Raw genomic sequence first — 18,000 nt, 5'->3', positions numbered from 1 at the left:
CCCTGCCGAGGACGCCGACGTCCAAGCCCGAGGGTGTGGGTCGGTGCGGAGCGGGAAAGGCCCGGGCGGCTACCGTGGGAGGGTGGAGATCATGACGCCGCGGGGGGCGGCACTGGTCGACGTCGACGAGGTCGAGCGGCCCAGGTTCCTGCTGGTCCTCACTCACGGCTCGGCCGGCGGCGTGGACGCGCCCGACCTGCTGGCCGTACGAGAAGCGGCCACGGCCATGGGGGCCACGGTGGCCAGGGTGACCCAGCCGTTCAGGCGGGCCGGGGCCAGGGCGCCGGGCTCGCCCGTGCGCCAGGACGAGGCGTGGCTGGCCGTCATCAAGGAGCTGACCGGGCGCTGGCCGGGGATCCCGCTCGTCCAGGGCGGCAGGAGCAACGGGGCCAGGGTCGCGTGCCGTACGGCCGAGGCGGCGGGCGCGGACGCGGTCGTGGCGCTGGCCTTCCCCCTGCACCCACCGGGAAAGCCGGAAAAGTCGCGAGCGGACGAGCTGCGGGGCGCTGGGGTGGACGTGTTGGTCGTGAACGGGGACAGGGATCCCTTCGGGGTGCCCGACGCCGCCGACGCGGCACGCCTGGTTGTGCTGCGAGGGGAGGGGCACGACCTCAAGAAGGACCCCGCGAAGGTCGGTGAGGTGGTCGCCGACTGGCTCGCGGGGCGGTACTGACGGTCAGGCGGCGCCGACCAGCGGCAACGGCCTGTGGGGGGCGATGACGTCGCCGCTGGGCAGCAGCTCCCCGGTGTCCTCGAACAGGACCACACCGTTGCACAGCAGGCTCCATCCCTGCTCGGGGTGCGACGCGAGCGTGCGTGCGGCCTCGCGGTCGGGCGCCTCAGCAGACGGACAGGCCGGGTCGTGCGGGCACATCGGCGTGCCTCCGATATCTCTTGGGTGGCTCCCTCGCTGGAAGCGGCGGGGGAGCGGCTCTGGGCTGTTTCGTATTCTGCGCCAAGTGTGCGGCGTGCGTCACAGTTTCCGACATAGCCCGTTCGGACGATTCAAGGAGGATCCCCGGGGGTGGTTCAGACCATGTGACCCACGACACAGGGTGCCTTACACAAGATAACGGACCAACGTCGACACGCCGACGGGCTGGTAAACCCTGGGTTATGAGGCCAGTCCTCGCAGCATCGCCTCCAGGCCGCGCTCGAAGTCGGCGTCGGCGCGCTCGTCGCGGCGGGTCCATGTGTCGCGCTCCGGGTCGGCCCAGCCCGACTGCTGGACCTCCACCGCGACGCTGCCGAAGACGAACGCGCGCATCGTGCGCACGGCTTCGGCGGCCTCGGTCAGCCCCGCGTCCGTCAACTGCTCGACCTGCTCCATGATGGCGATCGCCGTAGCCCCTTTGGGGGGTTTGGTCAGGGCCAGCGCGAGCACTCCCGGGTGCTCCCTGAGAGCCTCTCTCTGCGCTCTGCACCACTGTCTGGCCGTCTCCTGCCAGCTCGTGGCGGGATCGACCTGGATGGCGGTCACGTGCTCGGCCAGCGCGTCCATCAGCGCCTCCTTGCCGCGGGGCAGATGGTGGTAGATGGCCATGGCCTCCACCTGGAGCGCGTCGCCGAGCCTGCGCATGGTCAGCCTGCGCAGGCCCTGGCCGTCGGCGATGTGGAGGGCGGCGTCGATGATGCGCTCGCGGGACAGCGGGACGGGCGGTCGCTTGGCCAGCATGGAGATCACCATGCCATACTTTGTAAAGGCGGTCACCTGTTTCCCCATGGGCGTGTCGAAGCCATGGGATGCCGTACGGCCCGGGTGTGGTCACCCGAGTGGGTGTTCGGGCGCCGGACCGCGTACGCTACCGGTCGTAACGAGTGAAAGGGAGCTGTCCGATGGCGTTTTTCCGTCCGCGTGTGAGCCGTGAGGCCGAGGTGCGCTTCCACGCCGACCAGGAGATCTCCAAGAGCTTCCCCGAACTGATCGAGAAGGCCAGGCAGGCCGAGTCCGTGGTGCACGACCTGCGCGAGGCCGACGCTCCGGAGTTCGAGCTGCGCGCGGCGGGCCTGCTGTTCGACAAGGCGCTCACCGACGCCCTGAGGGCGGCCGAGGCGGGTCAGCGCTCCACGTTCGGCGTGAAGGCCTACGACGACCGCATCGCCCGCCGCAAGGCCAAGGCCACGCCCGACGGCGCGCGCTGGACCGCCGAGGTCGACAAGCTGCGCACGCTCCGCGAGGAGAACAGGCTCACCGGCATCCCGACCCTGCCCCGCCTGGTGCCCTCCGCCCGCTGACCGGGCGCTCCTGGCACGTCTGGTTCCGCTGCCGGAACCGGGCGCACCCGGTTCCGCCGCCGTACGAGTGCGCACGCTGTCCCCGCGGCGGCGTGCGCTTCGCGTGTCAGGACGTGATGAGGTCGATCGTGCGGGCGATCGGCAGCGCGGGGGAGCGGTGCCCGTTCCTGCCGGTCATCTCCTCCGCCCCGGTGAGGGCGTTGAGCACGGACTCCTCCACCGCCTCCACCACGGCGGCGAAGAAGGGGTCCAGCCGTCCCCACGGCACGAACCGCAGGCTCTGGTAGTCCTCCTCGGTGACGAAGCCGCTCGTCAGCGCGCCCGCGTTGGCCGTGGACAAGGCCAGGAAGATGTCCCCGGAGAAGTGGCTGCCCGTCGTGCCGGTCCTGGCCAGGCCCAGAGGCACCCTGCGGGCCAGCGCCTTGCACTGCCCGGGGAGCAGCGGCGCGTCGGTCGCGATCACCGCGATCACCGAGCCGGCGCCCGAGGGGGCGTACCAGTTCGTGGTGCCCATCGGGTCGTCGTCGAGCAGCAGGGGCCCGACCCTGTGCCCCGCGATGGTCAGCTCGTGGCGGCTGCCGAAGTTCGCCTGCACGAACACGCCCACCGTGTAGGTGTCGGAGCCGTGCTCGACCAGCCGCGAGGCCGTACCGGAACCGCCCTTGAACGAGTAGCAGTTCATTCCGGTGCCGCCGCCGACGTTGCCCTCGGCGGCAGGGCCCGACGCGGCGGCCTCGATGGCCTGGGCGGCGTGCTCCGGCCGGACGTGCGGGGCGTTGATCTCGTTGAGGTAGCCGTCCCACGTCTCGGTGACCACCGGCAGCAGCCACTCGGCGGCCAGGCGCGGGTGCGCGCCCGCCACCCAGTCGATCACTCCCCGGTGGACGGTGCCGACCGCGTGGGTGTTGGTGATCGTGACGGGGAGGGTCAGCGCGCCGATCTCCTCGATCCACGCGGTGCCGGTCATCTCGCCGTTGCCGTTGAGGGAGTGGGTGGCCGCCGCGCACGGCACGCCGACGCCGTCCCTGCCCCTCGGCAGGATCGCGGTCACGCCCGTGCGGGCCCCTCCCTCGGTCAGGGTGACGTAGCCGACCTCGACGCCGGGCACGTCGGTGATCGCGTTCCAGCGGCCTGGGCGACCGTCAAGGGTGATCGGCAGGTCGCGGGCTCTCATAGGGCTCTCCTCGGTCTCCGGGATGGCCGCCGTCGTCATCCTCGTGGTGGAGAAGCGGTCGCCCCGGGGCAGCTCGTCGAGGCCGGCCGGGCCACATCCGCATTCTTCGGCACGCCTGCCGATCACGGCAAGGCCCCTGCCTCGCCTCGGCCCGTACCCGCTGCCCGGCGCGTCCCCCTGTGGCCGGCGCCGAGGACGCCCGTGGCGGGCGCGTGGGCCTGCCGCGCGCACGAAGAACGCCCGGCACCTCACGGGTGGTGCCGGGCGTTCGGTTCGGTGGCTAGCTCGCCCAGTCGAGCAGGGGGCGAGTGTTGCTCGGATGGCGCAGCTTGGACAGGGATTCCTTCTCCAGCTGGCGGATCCGTTCGCGGGTCAGGCCCAGGTGCTTGCCGATCTCGTCCAGGGTGTGCGGCTTGCCGTCCACCAGGCCGAACCGCAGCGCCATGATGCGCGCCTCGCGGGGCGACAGGTTGTCCAGGACGCCGCGCAGCTGGTCACCCAGGAGCTGGCGGTCGACGATCTCCGACGCTTCGGGGGAGTCGACGTCCTCGATCAGGTCGCCGATCGTCGTCTCGCCGTCCTCGCCGATCGTGGCGTTGAGCGAGATGGGCTGGCGGCTGGTGCGCAGCAGCTCCTCGATCTGGTCGGGCGTCTTGTCCAGCTCGACGGCCAGCTCCTCCGGCGTGGGTTCGCGGCCGAGACGCTGGTGCATGTCGCGCTCCACACGCGACAGCTTCGACAGCATCTCCAGGACGTGGACGGGCAGCCTGATGGTGCGGGCCGAGTCGGCGAAGCCGCGCTGGATCGCCTGCCTGATCCACCACATCGCATACGTCGAGAACTTGAAGCCCTTGGTGTAGTCGAACTTCTCCACCGCGCGGATCAGGCCGAGGTTGCCCTCCTGCACGACGTCCAGCAGGGCCATGCCGCGGTCGGTGTACTTCTTGGCCACCGACACGACCAGACGGAGGTTGGCCTCCAGCATGTGGTCCTTGGCGCGCTTGCCGTCCTCGATCACCATCTCCAGGTCGTCGCGGTAGGCGGGGGAGATGCTCGGGTCGCTGTCAAGCTTGTACTCGGCGTACAGGCCGGCCTCGATCCGCCTGGCCAGGTCGACCTCCTGGGCCGCGGTCAGCAGCGTGCGGCGGCCGATCGACTTGAGGTAGGTGTGGACGGAGTCGCCCATCACCGACTGGTTGTCGTCGAGGTCGAGCGTCTCCTGCTCGATGTCCGCGTCCTCCGCGGCCATCTCCAGGTCCTCGGGCGCCTCGACATCCTCCGCGGGCCGGTCGGCCTGCTCGGGTACGGTGTCGGCGGCCACCGTCTTCGCCTGCTTCGGCGCCTTGGCGGTGGTCGTCTTGGTGGTCGTGCTCTTCTTGCGCGTGGTGGTCGCCTTCTTCGCGCTGGTGGCCTTCCCGAGCGCGGGCTCGTTCTCGGCGGCCAGGCTCACCCCGGCCTCCGTGAGCTCACGCAGGATGGAACGGCCCTCGGTCGGGCTGATCCCCGCTACGGCAAATGCTTCCCGCAGCTCCGCCAGGGAAAGGTGACCCTGAGCTCGCCCTCGGTCAAGGAGCTGGTCGAGGGTCGCGGGCGAGGTCGCCACGGCGGTTCGGGGCATGAGGACACCTCCTCCATACGGAGTCGCAGTCAGTAGAAAGTTTGTGGTGGGGCGGCTCTGGCCGCTCGTCGCACCAGTATCAATAACGCCGTCCGCGGCCATTTGTTCCCGGGCACGATGAAAAAACGGGCGCCCGCCGAAGCCGGCGGCCGCCCGTCGGACGTGAAACGCCTAGTCGTCCACGTCGTTCAGCTTGCCTGTGGCCTCCGGCATGGGCATCGGCTCCGCGCCTTCCATGCGTGCGTCGGTCCAGTAGTCGACGGCCGCCTGCGGGTCCTGGTTGACCTCGTGGGAGACCACCGTGTCGTCGTCGGTAGTGGTGTTCGTCTCAGCGGGCTGGTCGGACGGCGCGGGTGTGTTCACCACGGCCCTCGTCTCCTGACTCACCTTCTCGAGCCTGCCCGCCGAGGCGGCCGCCGCGACATAGACGCCACCGACGACGATCACGCCGACGGCCGCCGCGGACACCCACGTCCTGCGGGTTGGGTTCATGAAGGTCTCCTCCTTCTTCCAGCTGCTCCTATAAGACGCATCCGGCGGCCGTCAGGTTCCGGTCCGAAGTGCCGCGAGATCGGTTTTACCATTGGGCAGCAGGGGAAGTGCGGACAGAAGCCGCAGCTCACGCGGGGCGGCATAGGCCGGGAGCCGATCACGGGAGTAGGCGCGCAACTGGTCCAGAGTGGGCGGGCTGGCGGGGTCGGCGGGCACGACGACGGCCAGGACCGCCTCGCCCCATTCCGGGTGCGGACGACCGACCACCGCCACGTCCGCGACCAAGGGATGCAGGGCAAGGACACCCGCGACCGCGGCGGCGACGACCTTCTCGCCACCGGTGTTGATCACGTCGTCGGCGCGGCCGAGGACGCGCAGCCTGCCGTTCTCGATGGCGCCGAGGTCGGAGGTGGCGAACCAGCTGCCCTCCCACGGGCCGTCGCCGTCCCGGAAGCCGTCGCCGCCTCGGAAACCGTCGCCGTCGCGGTCCTGGGAGCCGTCGCCGGAGCCCTGGCCGTCGCGGGAGCCGCCGCCGCCGGGGGAGCCGTGTTCGGCGGGTGGGCCATCGGCGCGCCGGTAGCCGGAGAAGAGGACGGGCCCCGCGATGAGGATCCTGCCGTCCTGCCTGATCCTCAGGTCCACACCCTCAAGGGGCCGGCCGTCGTAGACGCAGCCGCCGCTGGTCTCGCTGCTGCCGTAGGTCGTCACGACCCTGGCGCCCGACGCGCGCACGGCCTCCACCAGGCCCGGTCTCGGTGCGGCGCCGCCCAGCAGGATGGTCGCGAAGGCGCGCAGGTCGGCGCCCCGCTCCACCAGGCGGTGGAGCTGCGTGGGCACCAGCGAGACGTGCTCGGCCCCGCACGCGGCGACGGCCTCGGGGTCGAAGCGGTCGTGGATGATCGGCTCGGTGCCGCCGAGCAACGACCTGACGAGCACCTGCAGGCCGGAGACGTGGGAGGGCGGCAGGCAGCATAGCCATCGCTGGCCCGGCGAGGCCTCCAGACGGCGCAGGGAGGCGGTGGCGGAGGCCGTGAGCGCGGCGGCGGTCAGCATGACGCCCTTGGGGGCGCCGGTGCTGCCCGAGGTGGCGATGACGACAGCCACGTCCGCAGGCACGCCGGGGCCCGCGGCCTGCCGTACCCCGTCGACCGTCTCGATCTCCGTCGGGCGCAGCGAGCGCAGGGCCGCGCCCGCGTGGTCGGGGGACAGGGGGAGGACGGCGGGACCCTCGCCGGCCAGCGCCGCGGCGACCGCCTCGAACAGCCGGGGGCCCGGCGGGAGAACGAGCGCCCGCAGGGGCCGGTCCGGATGCGACGGGTTCCTCCACATGCTCGTAAGGTTAGTGGCGACAGACGAGGTGTCAGCTGGGAAGGTGCGTTGATGGGTTCTGGGCCGCGGGTCTTCCGGATCCCGATGCGCACCCGTTTCCGCGGCCAGACGGCGCGCGAGGGCGTGCTGATCGAGGGGCCCGCGGGGTGGGGGGAGTTCTCGCCCTTCCCGGAGTACGGCCCGCGCGAGTGCGCGCGCTGGCTGGCGTGCGCCCGTGAGGCCGCCTTCGAGGGCTGGCCCGCCCCGGTACGCTCGCGGATCCCGGTCAACGCGACGGTCCCCGCGGTCTCGGCCGAGCGGGCCCACGAGCTGGTACGGCAGGCGGGCTGCGGCACCGCGAAGGTCAAGGTGGCCGAGCAGGGGCAGACCTTCGCCGACGACCTGGCGAGGGTCGAGGCGGTCCGTGACGCTCTGGGGCCTTCGGGCAAGGTGCGGGTCGACGCCAACGGCGCCTGGGACGTGCCGACCGCCATACGCCACCTGAAGGCGTTGGACGCCTTCGACCTGGAGTACGCCGAGCAGCCCTGCGCCACGCTGGACGAGCTGGCCGCGGTGCGACGGGCGGTCGACGTGCCGATCGCGGCGGACGAGTCGATCAGGCGGGCCGAGGATCCGCTGAAGGTACGGGCCGCGGAGGCCGCCGACATCGCGGTGGTGAAGGTGCAGCCGCTGGGCGGGGTCCGCGCGGCGTTGCGGGTGGTGGAGGCGTGCGGGCTGCCCGCGGTGGTGTCGAGCGCGGTGGAGACCTCGGTGGGGCTGGCCGCGGGGGTCGCGCTGGCGGCGGCGCTGCCCAGCCTGCCGTACGCGTGCGGCCTCGGCACCATGTCGCTGCTGTCGGGCGACGTGGTGGGCGACTCGCTGGCGCCTGTCGACGGATTCTTGCCGGTGTCCCGTCCAGCAGTGGATTATTCGCTTTTGTCGGAGTTTGAGATCGAGTCGCCGTCGTGGCTGCGGCGGATGCAGGAGGCGGACCTGTGAACCCGGCTACCGCGCTCGCCACCGTGCTGGTGGACGAGCTCGTGCGTTGCGGCCTCACCGACGTCGTGATGGCTCCCGGGTCCCGCTCGGCTCCGCTCGCGCTGGCCCTCCACTCCGAGTCCCGGGTGCGGCTGCACGTGCGGATCGACGAGCGCTCGGCCTCCTACCTGGCAGTGGGACTGGCCCGCAGATCCGAGCGGCCCGTGGCGCTGATCTGCTCCTCCGGCACGGCGGTCGCCAACTTCCACCCCGCGGTGATCGAGGCGAGCGAGTCGGGGGTGCCGCTGCTGGTGCTGACCGCCGACCGGCCGCCCGAGCTGCGCGGCACCGGCGCCAACCAGACCATCGACCAGCTGAAGATCTTCGGTAACGCCACCAGATGGTTCGCCGAGGTCGGAGCGCCCGAGGAACGGCCCGGCCAGGTGGCCTACTGGCGGTCGCTGGCGGCCCGCGCCTACCAGCGCGCGCTCGGGCCCTCCGACCCCGGCCCGGTCCACCTGAACCTGGCCTTCAGGGAGCCTCTGATCCCCGACGGCGACACCTCGTGGGTCGAGTCCCTCGACGGCGACACGGCCGGATCGTGGGTGCGGGCCCGCGTCGCGCCGCCGCCCGTGGCGCTGCACCTGCCGCCGACCAGGCGCGGCGTGCTCGTCGTCGGCGACGGCGCGGCGAACGTGCGCCGCTACATCGCCGCGGCCGGCATGGCGGGCTGGCCCGTGCTGTCGGAGCCCAACGGCGGCGGCCGGTACGGCGACCACGCCATCTCCACCTACCACTTCCTGCTGGGGACGCAGTCCTTCGCCGACGCCCACCAGCCCGACGTGGTCGTCACGCTCGGACGCCCAGGACTGTCCAGGCCGCTGCTGTCATGGCTGCGGCGAGCCGAAGAGCACATCGTGGTGGCCACCGACCTGGCCCGCTGGCCCGACCCGACACGGTCGGCGACCCAGGTGGCGCAGGCGGTCGAGATCCCCGTCGCCGCCGGCGACGACGCCTGGCTGCACTCCTGGCGGCGGGCCGACGCCGCGGCCAGGACGGCCGTCGACTCCCTCCTGGACTCGTCGGGGATGACCGAGCCGCGCATCGCCAGGGACCTGGCCGACTCGCTGCCGAACGGGGCGCTGCTGTTCTGCGGATCGTCCATGCCGATCAGAGACCTCGACCAGGCGATGCGGCCCCGGCGCGGGCTGCGGCTGCTGGCCAACCGGGGCGTCTCGGGGATCGACGGGCTCGTGTCGACGGCCATCGGAGCGGCGCTGGCGCACAACGGGCCGTCATACGCGCTGCTGGGGGACCTGACCTTCCTGCACGACCAGAACGGGTTGATCCTGGGTCCCAGGGAACCGCGTCCCGACCTGTGCCTGGTCGTGGTGAACAACGACGGGGGCGGGATCTTCTCGTTGCTGCCGCAGGCGGGAGTCAGAGATCCGTTCGAGCGGGTGTTCGGCACGCCGCACGGGGTGGACCTGGGGTACGTGGCGGCCGCCACCGGGACGCCGTACCAACTGGTGGAGGAGATCTCCGACCTGCCCAAGGCGATTCGCGGCGAGGGACTGCGCCTGGTGGAGGTCCGCACCGACCGGGAGTCGAACGCGGTCCTGCACGCGCACTTGAGAGAGGTCGCACAGGCGGCGGTCCGCGACGTCTTCGGCTGACGGCCGGCCGGCCGCTGGAGCGAGCCCACGGGTCCCCTGGCGAACCTGGTGCCGCGGCTGTCGCCGAAGTCCGGGGGCCGGCAGGTTCGGGTGGGCGGCGGATGGTCGGGCGATCGGGCTGCTGGTCAGCGTTTGGCGAGGCCTGCGTGGATGAGGTCCCAGACGGCGTCGAACGCGCGCTCGATGCCCGGCTTGCCCCAGTCCGGCGCGAAGACGGGATCATGGAAGCGCACTGTCGAGTCGAACACGGCACGCGCCGTCGCACGCACGTCCACCGGTGTGAACTCACCTCTGGCCACGCCGTCCCCGATGATCCGTTCCAGCTGGCCGACCAGGTCCGCCAGGTGCCGCTCGATGACCTCACTCGACTCCGCGACCAGGACCATGTAGGTCGCGAACAGCTCGGGATCGTCGAGGGCCTTCTTCCTCTTGGCGGCGAACAGGACGGCCAGCCAGTTGTGCAGCCGGGCGCCCGCGGGCCCTGGAGTCCTGACCGCCGCCATCAGCGGGGCGTGCGACTCGTCGAGCCAGCGCTGGGTGACGGCCTCCCGTAGCGCGGCCTTGCTGGGGAAGTGCCGGTAGACACTCCCGTGACTGACCCCGAGCGCCCGCGCCACGTCGACCACCGTCGTCTTGGCAGGCCCGTACCTGCGCAGGACGTCCTGGGCGGCGGTGATGATCTGCTCGGCGGTCAGGGTGCCATCTGTCATGTGACCAAGTCTGTCAGTTGTCGACGACAGGCTGCTCGCTGTCGAGGTGGGCCAGTTGCGCGGCGGCGTAGCGGCCTCCGGCGGCCGAGCCTGCCGGGATGATCGACTGGATGCGGTCGAGGTCGTCGCGGGTCAGGCTTACGTCGAGGGCGCCGAGCGCCTCCGCGAGCCGGTCACGGCGGCGGGCGCCGACCAGCGGGACGATGTCCTCGCCCTGGGCGAGGACCCAGGCGATCGCGAGCTGTGCGACGGTCGCGTCCTTGGCGGCGGCGAGGTCGCGCAGGCCCTCGACCAGGGCCAGGTTGTGCGCGAGGTTGTCACCGCCGAACCTGGGGCTGACCGAGCGGAAGTCGCCCGCGGCGAGCCGGCGGTCCTTCGACCAGTGGCCGCTGAGCAGACCGCGCGACAGCACACCGTACGCGGTGACGCCGATGCCGAGCTCCCTGCAGGTCGGCAGGATGGCGGCCTCGATGTCCCGGGACAGCAGGGAGTACTCGATCTGGAGGTCCGCGATCGGGTGGACGGCGTGCGCGCGCCTGATGGTGTCGGCGCCGACCTCTGACAGGCCGATGTGCCGGACGTGGCCCTTCTCGACCTCCTCGGCGATGGCGCCCACGGTCTCCTCGATGGGTACGGCGGGGTCGACGCGGGAGAGCCGGTAGATGTCGACGTGATCGGTGCGCAGGCGGCGAAGGGTGTAGGCGAGTGACGTCTTGACCGCGGCGGGGCGGCCGTCGAAGCCGAGCCAGTTGCCGTCGTAGTCGCGCTGGGCGCCGAACTTCACGCTGATCTGCACGCCATCGCGGTCGCGATCCTTGAGCGCGTCATGGATGAGCAGCTCGTTGTGGCCCATGCCGTAGAAGTCGCCGGTGTCGAGAAGGGTGATGCCGGCGTCGAGGGCGGCGTGGATGGTGGCGATGGACTCGGCCCCGTCGGCGGGGCCGTACAGGTCGGACATGCCCATGGTGCCCAGGCCGAGGTCGGAGACGCGGGGGCCGGTGGTTCCGAGAGTTCTCATGGTGACGACTATGGCATATGGGCTGACAGATTTCAAAATCTGTCAGCCCATGATTGTGCAACGTTCGGCCAAAGTGCTCGGCAAGTCGGCGAGCAGAGGCCGACGCGGGTGAGCGATCGAGCCGCACGGCGCAGCGAGCGGGGCGAGAGCGGTGGGGATGGGCGAGGTGCCAGCGGGTGGGGAGGTGGCCGGGACCGGTGGAGCGCTGGCGGGTGGCGGGGCGGCTGGGATTGCTGGCGGGTGGAGAGGGTGGCGGGGCTGGTGGGGTACCGCTGGATGGAGAGGGTGGCCGGGGGTGTGGCGGTTTCGGGCTCGTCAGGTGTGGAGGGCCCGGTCACTGGTCCGGGACGGCGACGCGGCAGGCCAGGTGGAGGGCCAGGCGGGTGTCGGCATCGGTGAGATCGACACCGAGCAGCCGCTCGATCTTGGCGATCCTGCGGGCCACCGTGTTCCGGTGGACGCCGAGCACGGCCGCCGTCTCGATCAGGGACGACTCCGTGTCCAGGTACACGGTGAGCGTCCTGGTGAGGTCACCGGGGTCGGCCGCCAGCGCGGCGAGCAGCGACCTGGCCGCGGGGACGAAGGTGTCCGTCCTGGTCCAGGCCAGCAGCAGCTGGGCGAGCCCGAGCCGGTCGACGTGGACGAACCTGCCGGTCTCCGCGCGGGCGGCGGCCAGCCGGGCGGCGTCACGGGCCTCCGACAGGCTGCGCGCGATGCCGCCGGGGCCGTGGTGCGGGCGGGCCATGCCGACGAGCGGGTCCAGGTCGGCCATGCGGCGCTGGGCCTGCCGTACCAGGAGGGCGAGCCGGTTCACCGCGTCGGCGCCCGGCTCGATGTCGGTGGTCACCCAGGCGACCCAGCCGCCGTCCTCGGCGACGACGACCGCGTCGACGGACTCCGCCGACAGGGTGGCGATGATGTCGCCGGTCAGGGTCACCACGTCGACGGGACGGCTCACGTCGATGCGGATGCCCGTGTGCCAGCCGTCCAGCCGCCAGCCCGCCTCCGCCGCCCGCCTGCGCAGGGAGGGTCCGGGGTCATCGCCTGCCTGCAGCAGCTCGCCGAGCAGGGCCGAGCTGCGCCTGGCGTCGCGTTCCAGCTCCAGCCTGCGCAGCGCCAGCGACCGCTGAGCCGCGGCCGCGGCGACCGCGAGCACCTCCTCGCCACCGGCGGTACCGGCCACGACGAGCCACAACTCCGCGCTGCGGCCTTCGAGCGCGAGCACCGGTACGGCGACGCCGCCGCCCGCCAGCCGCTGGCGGACCGGCAGCGACACCTTGACCCGCTCGTCGATCGGCGGGCCGAGCAACAGGGCGCCGTCCCTGGCCAGCACCGTGACCTCCGCCCGCACCACCGCGCTGGCCAGGTCGCGCATCTCCTCCAGGGTGGGGGTGGCGGTGTCGAGCGCCTGGTGCGCGGCCAGCACCCGCCTGGCCACGTCCACGTCGGGGGAGGCGATCAGCACCGCCAGCCGTACGGCCGTGTCCAGCGGGTCGGCGGGGCAGCCGAGCACCGGTGTCGCCAGCCGCTCGGCCAGCAGCACGGTGCTGCGCAGCAGCGGCTCGGTCCCCGGCACCATCAGCGCCGCCGCGCCCGCCTCGACCGCCTTGCTCAGCTCGGCGTCCAGCCGCCAGCTGGTCCTGTCGGGATCGAGCAGGACGACCAGGTCACCGGCACCGGCCGCGCCCATCGCCATGCGGATGCCGGTCACCTGCCGTCCGGGCGCGGCAGGGCCGCCGAGCACGGTCAGGTCGGCCCTGTCCAGGAGGTCGGCGACGTTCATGGCCGGCCGTCGATGAGGCGGGGCGGCACGTCGATGCCGAAGGCGGCGGGCCAGACCTGCGGCAGGCGGTCGGGCCGCCGCCAGAAGGAGGGACCGGGCAGCTGCAGCACCTCCACGCGCGGGCCCTGCCGTACCTCGTCGCAGGCCAGGGGCCGGCCCGTCCTCGCTTCGAGCAGGCAGATCACATCGGGTGTGGTCGCGACGGGCACACCGTCGGCGAACACGACCTGGTACTCGTTCTCCATCTCCACGCGCAGCACCGCGCCGCCGTCGTCGAGGATGGTCACCCTGCCGTCGCCGCCCGCCGATCTGACCACCTCGACGACGCGCCCCGCTCCGTGCAGGCGCCCGCCGAGCGCGGGAGCGCGAGGCGCCCGCTCGGGCAGGGCCAGCATCGTACGGCCGAGCGCCAGCGCCCGGGAGAGGCTGCCGACGACTGCCTGCTCCGGCAGGTCGGCCGCGCGGATCGGCCAGTGCGCGAACGCGGCCCACCCGCCGCAGGCCCGCAGCGCGCCGCGCATGAGCCGCTCGCCCGCCTCGGGGTCGAAACTGTCCATGATCGTGGTACGGCCCGCCGCGTCCACCAGCGCGTACGGCCCGGCCTGCACGCCCTTGCGCGAGGTCGACGACTGCCCCAACCTGGGGAAGGCCCGCCCCATCAGGTCGGCGTCGACCACGGGACGCTCGCAGGCGAAGACCATCAGCCCGTTGATGCCGGCGGCCTCGATCGACATGATCGCGTCGACCTCGCTGCCGCTCCAGCGGGCCACGGCCGCGATGGCCGCGACCATCTCGGTGCCCGATGGCGGTTTCTCCTCCAGCATCCCGGTCGCTCCAGCCAGCCCCACAGGGACGACCATGGCGCCGGGCGGCAGCTCGGACACGGCAACGAGCGGCACGGGCGCCGCTCGCAGCTTGACCCGCAGCAGCCGTGCGGCCGTCGCCGTGCGGCCGCCGCCGCCGGAGCCGAGCAGGACGCAGCCGCGCTCGAGGGCGGCGACGTCCTGCTCTTCGATCACCCTTCTAGAGTGTCACGGGGTCGAGGTCGTAGCCGAAGTACCTGGGCCCGGCCAGCGCCAGGCCCTCGGGGGTCAGCCAGCGCGGGTCGCACGGCGCGGCCAGCACGGTGACGCGGTGGCCGTACCTCAGCGCCTCGGTCGTCACCGGGTCACCGGTCTGCTGGTCGAGGACGCAGATCAGGTTGGGCGTGGTGGCCACGGGGACGCCGTCCAGCTCCGCCAGCAGGTGCTCGTTCTGGAACGACAGCCGCAGCTCGCCCGCGCCGCCGTGGAGCCTGGCCGTACCGCGGGCGAAGCCACCCTGGGTGCGGCGCTCGACGTCGAGGACCTTGCCGGTGAACAGGACCCGGCCGCCCAGCCGCTCGGCGACCGCGGCCGCGGCCTCGCCGCGTCTGGCCGCCACCAGCGCGCCGAGCTCGGCGCTGAGCGAGAGCGTCGCGGGCACCATGGACTCGCGGGCCTTGGCTCCGTCCATGGCGTACAGGACGGTGGTGGCCGAGCCGCCCATCTCCACGGTGGCGGCCCTGGCCAGCCGCTCCGTCCAGTGGTTGCCGACGGTGTCGAGGACCGACCTGTTGCCCTTGTCGTCGGCCAGCGCCATCGGGGAGGCGCGCACGCCGTACAGGGCGGGGATGAACATCTGCAGCTCGGGAAAGGCCCGGCCCATGCCGTCGGCGTCTATCAGCGGCAGGCCGAGCCTGGCGGCCGCGGCCACCGGGATCAGCGAGTTGACCCCGCCCACCTCGGCGCAGGCGATGTGGGTGGGGCGGCGGCCCAGGTAGCCGCACAGGGCCTCGACGGCGTTGGACATCTCCGCGCTCGACGGCAGCTTCTCCACCATCACCGTGGGCGCGCCCATCCCGGCGACCGGCAGCACCATCGCGCCGTCGGGAACCTCCGCCAGCGGGACCAGTTCGACGGGCCCGTGCTCGCGCAGCGCGGCGCGGGCCATCAGCCGCCCGATGTAGGGGTCCCCGCCTCCGCCGGTGCCCAGGATCGCCGCTCCTCTGGCGATGTCGGCCAGGTGGTCGAGCCCGATCTCACGCATGCGCGGCCTCCTCGACGGACAGCTCTCCTACCGCCTTGACCTTGATCCTTATGGCGTCTCCCGGCAGGTAGGGCAGGGGGATCTCGTCGAGCTCGACGATGTCGACGCTGCGGGGCCTGGCGCCGCCCGCGATCGCCCGGTCCACCGCCTCCTGCCGGGCCTCGTCGAGGATCTTCTCCCTCCGCCCTGGCGCGACCGTGTAGATGCGGTCCACCTCGCCGCCGACCTGCGCGATGGCGGCGCCGATCGCGTTGGCCACCGCGTAGTGCTCGGGCCTGCGGACCTCGCCGCACCCCGCCAGTTCGTCGGGCAGGAGGATGGATCCGCCGCCCACGGCCACGACGGGCAACGGCTCGGGGCTGGTCCGCATGCGCTCCACCGCCTCGGCCACGTCGTCGGCGATGCGCTCGAGCACCGCGCCGACCAGTTCCTTGTCCAGGTGCGAGACCAGCGAGGGATCGCCGATGTCGGCGCGCCCCGCGGCGACGGCGATGTCGGTCGCGGTCAGCGTCGAGCCGCCGAAGACCAGCGCGTGCTCGGCGAGCCGGTACCCGACGGAGTCGGGACCGACCCGGTGGCCCGGGTGCACGCGGCTGCCGCCGCCGATGCCGATCGACAGCACGTCGGGCATGCGGAAGTTCGTCCTGATGCCGGCGACCGTGACCTCGGCGGTCGCCTCCCGGGGGAAGCCGGCGTTGAGCACGCCCACATCGCTCGTCGTCCCGCCGATGTCGACGACGGCGCAGGTGCCGAGCCCGGACAGTACGGCGGCGCCGCGCATGGAGTTCGTCGGGCCGGAGGCGAACGTGGCCACCGGATAGCGCCTGGCGAACTCGAGGTCCATCAGCGTGCCGTCGTTCTGGCTGAGGTAGAGGGGCGCGGCGATCCCGAGCCCCGCCATCGCCTGGCCCAGCCCGTCCACGATGTCGTCGGCCAGCTCCCGCAGCGCCGCGTTGACGATCGTGGCGTTCTCCCGTTCCAGCAGCCCGATCCTGCCGATCTCGTGCGAGAGCGAGATGGGCACGCCGGGCAGTTCCTCGGCCAGGATCTGCGCGGCCCGCTCCTCGAACTCGATGTTCACCGGGGAGAAGATGGAGGAGATCGCCACCGAGCGGATGCCGCGGGCTCTGATGTCCTCGGCGGTACGGCGCAGCTCGTCCTGATCCAGTTCGGAGATGGTCCGCCCGTCGAACTCGTGACCGCCGTGGCACAGGTAGCCGCGTCCCGAGACGGCCTCGACCAGCGGATCGGGCCAGTCGACGAAGGGCGGCAGCGCCGTGGTGGCGGGCAGGCCGAGCCGTACGGCGGCGGTGGGCGCGAGACGGTCGGCCTCCACCAGCGCGTTGATGAAGTGCGTGGTGCCGATCATCACGGCGTGCACCGGGCCCTGGAGCTCCAGTCCCGCGATGGCGGAGACGATGCCGCTGGTGACGTCCTTGCTGGTGTTCCGCTTGACCGCGGCGACCACCCGGTCGCCGTCCATCAGGACGGCGTCGGTGTTCGTGCCGCCGACGTCGATGCCGATCCTCACGCTCTCGCCCTTTCCACGGTCTCGGTCGTGCTGGCTCCGATTTCGGTGATCAGGCCGAGCCGTCCGCACGCCGCGTAGAGCACGAAGGCGGCCACCAGCGAGTTGACGCTGCCCAGTCCGGCCGTGACGAACACGCCGATCAGCGTGGCGACCACCCAGATGACCAGCGTCACAGGCACCCACATGGGGGCGCTGGCCGGGGCGGCGCCGGTGTCGCGGCCCTCGGCGAGCCGGCCGCGCCAGCGGCGGACGACGAAGTACTCGGCGATCATGATTCCGGCGATCGGCGGGAAGACCACGCCCAGCAGGATCAGGAAGTCGGTGAACCGGTCGAGGATGCCCGCGGCCCCCAGCAGCGTTCCCGCGACGCCGACGAGCGCGGTGATCGCGACGCGGCTCGGACGGCGGCCGCTGACCACGCCGATGAAGGTGAGCAGTCCGAGGCCCGCCGAGTAGAGGTTCCAGTCGTTGATCTTCAGCGTGCCCGCGACGATCACCAGGGTCCCGACGAGGCCGACGGAGGAGACGACGATCGCGATGATGTCGGAGCTCCCGACGGCGTGCGCCAGCAGGACTCCGGCCAGCCCGATGACGTACTCGCCCAGCGTGACCCCGATGACCGTCTGCTTGATGACATCGCCCGCGGTGCGGTTGAACCGCGTCATGTCCGAGGTGATCACGGCGCCGACCATGAGGCTGCCCGCCACCAGCGCCGTGCCCTGCAACACCGTCATGGGCGGGCCGGGCGGCGGGGAGGAGACGAGCGCGCCGAGGGAGTGCCCGCTCAGTTCCGAGATGATCGACCAGGCCACCAGGGCGAGGAACAGCGGGACCGTGACGTACGCGGTCCAGGCCATCGAACGGAACCCGGCGATCACGATGGCGGTGACGGCCAGACCGAAGCCGATCGCCCACACCCACTCCGGCGGGCCGCCGATCAGGGCGTGCAGGCCGCGGGCGGAGATCCCGGACTGGATGCCGAACCAGCCGACCAGGCTGATCCCGATGGCCAGGCCGATCACCGCGGAGCCGCCGCGACCGAAGCCGGTCCATCTGGCCAGCATGGAGGTGGACAGGCCCTCCCGCATGCCGATGATCCCGACGAGGATCATCGCGAACTCCAGGATGAGCGCGCCGAACGTCAGGGCCCAGAACGCGTCCCAGAAGCTCAGGCCGAAGCCGAGCGCGGCGCCCAGCATGAACTGGGTCAGCGCGGAGACCTGCCCGAACCGCTGAACGGCGACCGACCACCAGGGGTAGCGGGCGCTCGCGGGTACTCGGCTGAGTGAGTGGTCGTCGACTGCAGGGGCCATGGTGCCCTCCCAAGAGACAAGCTTGGGAGAACGCTAAGGACGACACGTTTACCTGCATAGATGCAGATCGCACCATATATCCGGATACGTGGGGCAC

General features: G+C 72.1%; 17 protein-coding genes. 4 read left to right on the top strand and 13 right to left on the bottom strand.

Annotation, left to right across the window (positions count from 1 at the left end; all coding sequences use genetic code 11):
- Nucleotides 1-91: 91 nt before the first annotated feature.
- Nucleotides 92-673, top strand: a complete 582-nt coding sequence (locus ACFSKW_RS01955) for an alpha/beta hydrolase family protein (RefSeq protein ID WP_379568443.1) — start codon at nt 92-94, stop codon at nt 671-673.
- 3 nt (nt 674-676) lie between these two features.
- Here the strand turns inward: ACFSKW_RS01955 and ACFSKW_RS01950 are convergent, their stop codons facing one another.
- A complete protein-coding gene (locus tag ACFSKW_RS01950) occupies nt 677-874 on the bottom strand; it encodes a DUF5999 family protein (protein ID WP_354906855.1) in 198 nt (65 codons plus the stop codon).
- 240 nt (nt 875-1,114) lie between these two features.
- Nucleotides 1,115-1,687, bottom strand: coding sequence for a TetR/AcrR family transcriptional regulator C-terminal domain-containing protein (locus ACFSKW_RS01945; protein ID WP_379568441.1), 573 nt, complete (start codon nt 1,685-1,687; stop codon nt 1,115-1,117).
- Between the two features lie 170 nt (nt 1,688-1,857).
- On the opposite strand from ACFSKW_RS01945, the gene ACFSKW_RS01940 reads away from it, so the two are divergent.
- A complete protein-coding gene (locus ACFSKW_RS01940; RefSeq protein WP_379568439.1) occupies nt 1,858-2,235 on the top strand; it encodes a hypothetical protein in 378 nt (125 codons plus the stop codon).
- Between the two features lie 106 nt (nt 2,236-2,341).
- Here the strand turns inward: ACFSKW_RS01940 and ACFSKW_RS01935 are convergent, their stop codons facing one another.
- From ACFSKW_RS01935 to ACFSKW_RS01920, 4 genes are all read right to left on the bottom strand, one after another.
- On the bottom strand, nt 2,342-3,409 hold the full coding sequence (locus tag ACFSKW_RS01935) for a DmpA family aminopeptidase (protein ID WP_379568437.1): 1,068 nt from the start codon (nt 3,407-3,409) through the stop codon (nt 2,342-2,344).
- Between the two features lie 280 nt (nt 3,410-3,689).
- Nucleotides 3,690-5,027, bottom strand: a complete 1,338-nt coding sequence (locus ACFSKW_RS01930; protein WP_379568435.1) for an RNA polymerase sigma factor — start codon at nt 5,025-5,027, stop codon at nt 3,690-3,692.
- Between the two features lie 171 nt (nt 5,028-5,198).
- On the bottom strand, nt 5,199-5,519 hold the full coding sequence (locus ACFSKW_RS01925; protein ID WP_379568433.1) for a hypothetical protein: 321 nt from the start codon (nt 5,517-5,519) through the stop codon (nt 5,199-5,201).
- Between the two features lie 51 nt (nt 5,520-5,570).
- On the bottom strand, nt 5,571-6,848 hold the full coding sequence (locus ACFSKW_RS01920; protein ID WP_379568431.1) for an AMP-binding protein: 1,278 nt from the start codon (nt 6,846-6,848) through the stop codon (nt 5,571-5,573).
- A 51-nt stretch (nt 6,849-6,899) separates the two neighbouring features.
- Here ACFSKW_RS01920 and ACFSKW_RS01915 point away from each other — a divergent pair, with 51 nt between their 5' ends.
- Both ACFSKW_RS01915 and menD read left to right on the top strand, forming a co-directional pair.
- Nucleotides 6,900-7,826 carry an o-succinylbenzoate synthase gene (locus tag ACFSKW_RS01915; RefSeq protein WP_379568429.1) on the top strand — a complete coding sequence of 309 codons (927 nt, stop codon included), beginning with the start codon at nt 6,900-6,902 and terminating at the stop codon, nt 7,824-7,826.
- Nucleotides 7,823-9,481, top strand: a complete 1,659-nt coding sequence (gene menD / locus ACFSKW_RS01910; RefSeq protein ID WP_379568427.1) for a 2-succinyl-5-enolpyruvyl-6-hydroxy-3-cyclohexene-1-carboxylic-acid synthase — start codon at nt 7,823-7,825, stop codon at nt 9,479-9,481. Before ACFSKW_RS01915 ends, menD begins: the two co-directional genes overlap by 4 nt.
- 125 nt (nt 9,482-9,606) lie before the next feature.
- Here menD and ACFSKW_RS01905 read toward each other — a convergent pair whose 3' ends face one another.
- The 7 genes from ACFSKW_RS01905 to ACFSKW_RS01875 all read right to left on the bottom strand — a co-directional run bounded on the left by ACFSKW_RS01905 (nt 9,607) and on the right by ACFSKW_RS01875 (nt 17,903).
- A complete protein-coding gene (locus tag ACFSKW_RS01905) occupies nt 9,607-10,191 on the bottom strand; it encodes a TetR/AcrR family transcriptional regulator (RefSeq protein ID WP_379568425.1) in 585 nt (194 codons plus the stop codon).
- A 13-nt stretch (nt 10,192-10,204) separates the two neighbouring features.
- Nucleotides 10,205-11,209: an aldo/keto reductase gene (locus tag ACFSKW_RS01900; protein WP_379568423.1), complete on the bottom strand. Its 1,005-nt coding sequence runs from the start codon at nt 11,207-11,209 to the stop codon at nt 10,205-10,207.
- A 334-nt stretch (nt 11,210-11,543) separates the two neighbouring features.
- Nucleotides 11,544-12,992, bottom strand: coding sequence for a PucR family transcriptional regulator (locus ACFSKW_RS01895; RefSeq protein WP_379568421.1), 1,449 nt, complete (start codon nt 12,990-12,992; stop codon nt 11,544-11,546).
- Complete coding sequence (locus tag ACFSKW_RS01890) at nt 12,989-14,011, bottom strand: DUF917 domain-containing protein (protein ID WP_379568419.1); 1,023 nt, start codon at nt 14,009-14,011, stop codon at nt 12,989-12,991. The genes ACFSKW_RS01895 and ACFSKW_RS01890 overlap by 4 nt, the downstream gene beginning before the upstream one ends.
- Before the next feature lie 4 nt (nt 14,012-14,015).
- Entirely contained in the window at nt 14,016-15,059 is a 1,044-nt protein-coding gene (locus ACFSKW_RS01885) for a DUF917 domain-containing protein (RefSeq protein WP_379568417.1), read from the bottom strand.
- A complete protein-coding gene (locus ACFSKW_RS01880) occupies nt 15,052-16,590 on the bottom strand; it encodes a hydantoinase/oxoprolinase N-terminal domain-containing protein (protein WP_379568415.1) in 1,539 nt (512 codons plus the stop codon). The genes ACFSKW_RS01885 and ACFSKW_RS01880 overlap by 8 nt, the downstream gene beginning before the upstream one ends.
- Nucleotides 16,587-17,903 carry a purine-cytosine permease family protein gene (locus ACFSKW_RS01875; protein WP_379568413.1) on the bottom strand — a complete coding sequence of 439 codons (1,317 nt, stop codon included), beginning with the start codon at nt 17,901-17,903 and terminating at the stop codon, nt 16,587-16,589. The genes ACFSKW_RS01880 and ACFSKW_RS01875 overlap by 4 nt, the downstream gene beginning before the upstream one ends.
- Between the last annotated feature and the right edge of the window lie 97 nt (nt 17,904-18,000).

Source organism: Nonomuraea mangrovi (assembly GCF_042681425.1).
Taxonomy (GTDB): Bacteria; Actinomycetota; Actinomycetes; order Streptosporangiales; family Streptosporangiaceae; genus Nonomuraea; species Nonomuraea mangrovi.
Note: the sequence above shows the minus strand (reverse complement) of the source record. Positions and strands in the feature narration are given on the sequence as shown.

What these genes read in the sequence shown, in the direction of transcription:
- ACFSKW_RS01875 (WP_379568413.1), bottom strand. Translation starts at nt 17,903, where the DNA reads ATGGCCCCTGCAGTCGACGACCACTCACTCAGCCGAGTACCCGCGAGC.
- ACFSKW_RS01885 (WP_379568417.1), bottom strand. Translation starts at nt 15,059, where the DNA reads ATGCGTGAGATCGGGCTCGACCACCTGGCCGACATCGCCAGAGGAGCG.
- ACFSKW_RS01930 (WP_379568435.1), bottom strand. Translation starts at nt 5,027, where the DNA reads ATGCCCCGAACCGCCGTGGCGACCTCGCCCGCGACCCTCGACCAGCTC.
- ACFSKW_RS01895 (WP_379568421.1), bottom strand. Translation starts at nt 12,992, where the DNA reads ATGAACGTCGCCGACCTCCTGGACAGGGCCGACCTGACCGTGCTCGGC.
- ACFSKW_RS01945 (WP_379568441.1), bottom strand. Translation starts at nt 1,687, where the DNA reads ATGGTGATCTCCATGCTGGCCAAGCGACCGCCCGTCCCGCTGTCCCGC.
- ACFSKW_RS01900 (WP_379568423.1), bottom strand. Translation starts at nt 11,209, where the DNA reads ATGAGAACTCTCGGAACCACCGGCCCCCGCGTCTCCGACCTCGGCCTG.
- ACFSKW_RS01925 (WP_379568433.1), bottom strand. Translation starts at nt 5,519, where the DNA reads ATGAACCCAACCCGCAGGACGTGGGTGTCCGCGGCGGCCGTCGGCGTG.
- ACFSKW_RS01915 (WP_379568429.1), top strand. Translation starts at nt 6,900, where the DNA reads ATGGGTTCTGGGCCGCGGGTCTTCCGGATCCCGATGCGCACCCGTTTC.
- ACFSKW_RS01920 (WP_379568431.1), bottom strand. Translation starts at nt 6,848, where the DNA reads ATGTGGAGGAACCCGTCGCATCCGGACCGGCCCCTGCGGGCGCTCGTT.
- ACFSKW_RS01950 (WP_354906855.1), bottom strand. Translation starts at nt 874, where the DNA reads ATGTGCCCGCACGACCCGGCCTGTCCGTCTGCTGAGGCGCCCGACCGC.
- ACFSKW_RS01905 (WP_379568425.1), bottom strand. Translation starts at nt 10,191, where the DNA reads ATGACAGATGGCACCCTGACCGCCGAGCAGATCATCACCGCCGCCCAG.
- ACFSKW_RS01955 (WP_379568443.1), top strand. Translation starts at nt 92, where the DNA reads ATGACGCCGCGGGGGGCGGCACTGGTCGACGTCGACGAGGTCGAGCGG.
- ACFSKW_RS01935 (WP_379568437.1), bottom strand. Translation starts at nt 3,409, where the DNA reads ATGAGAGCCCGCGACCTGCCGATCACCCTTGACGGTCGCCCAGGCCGC.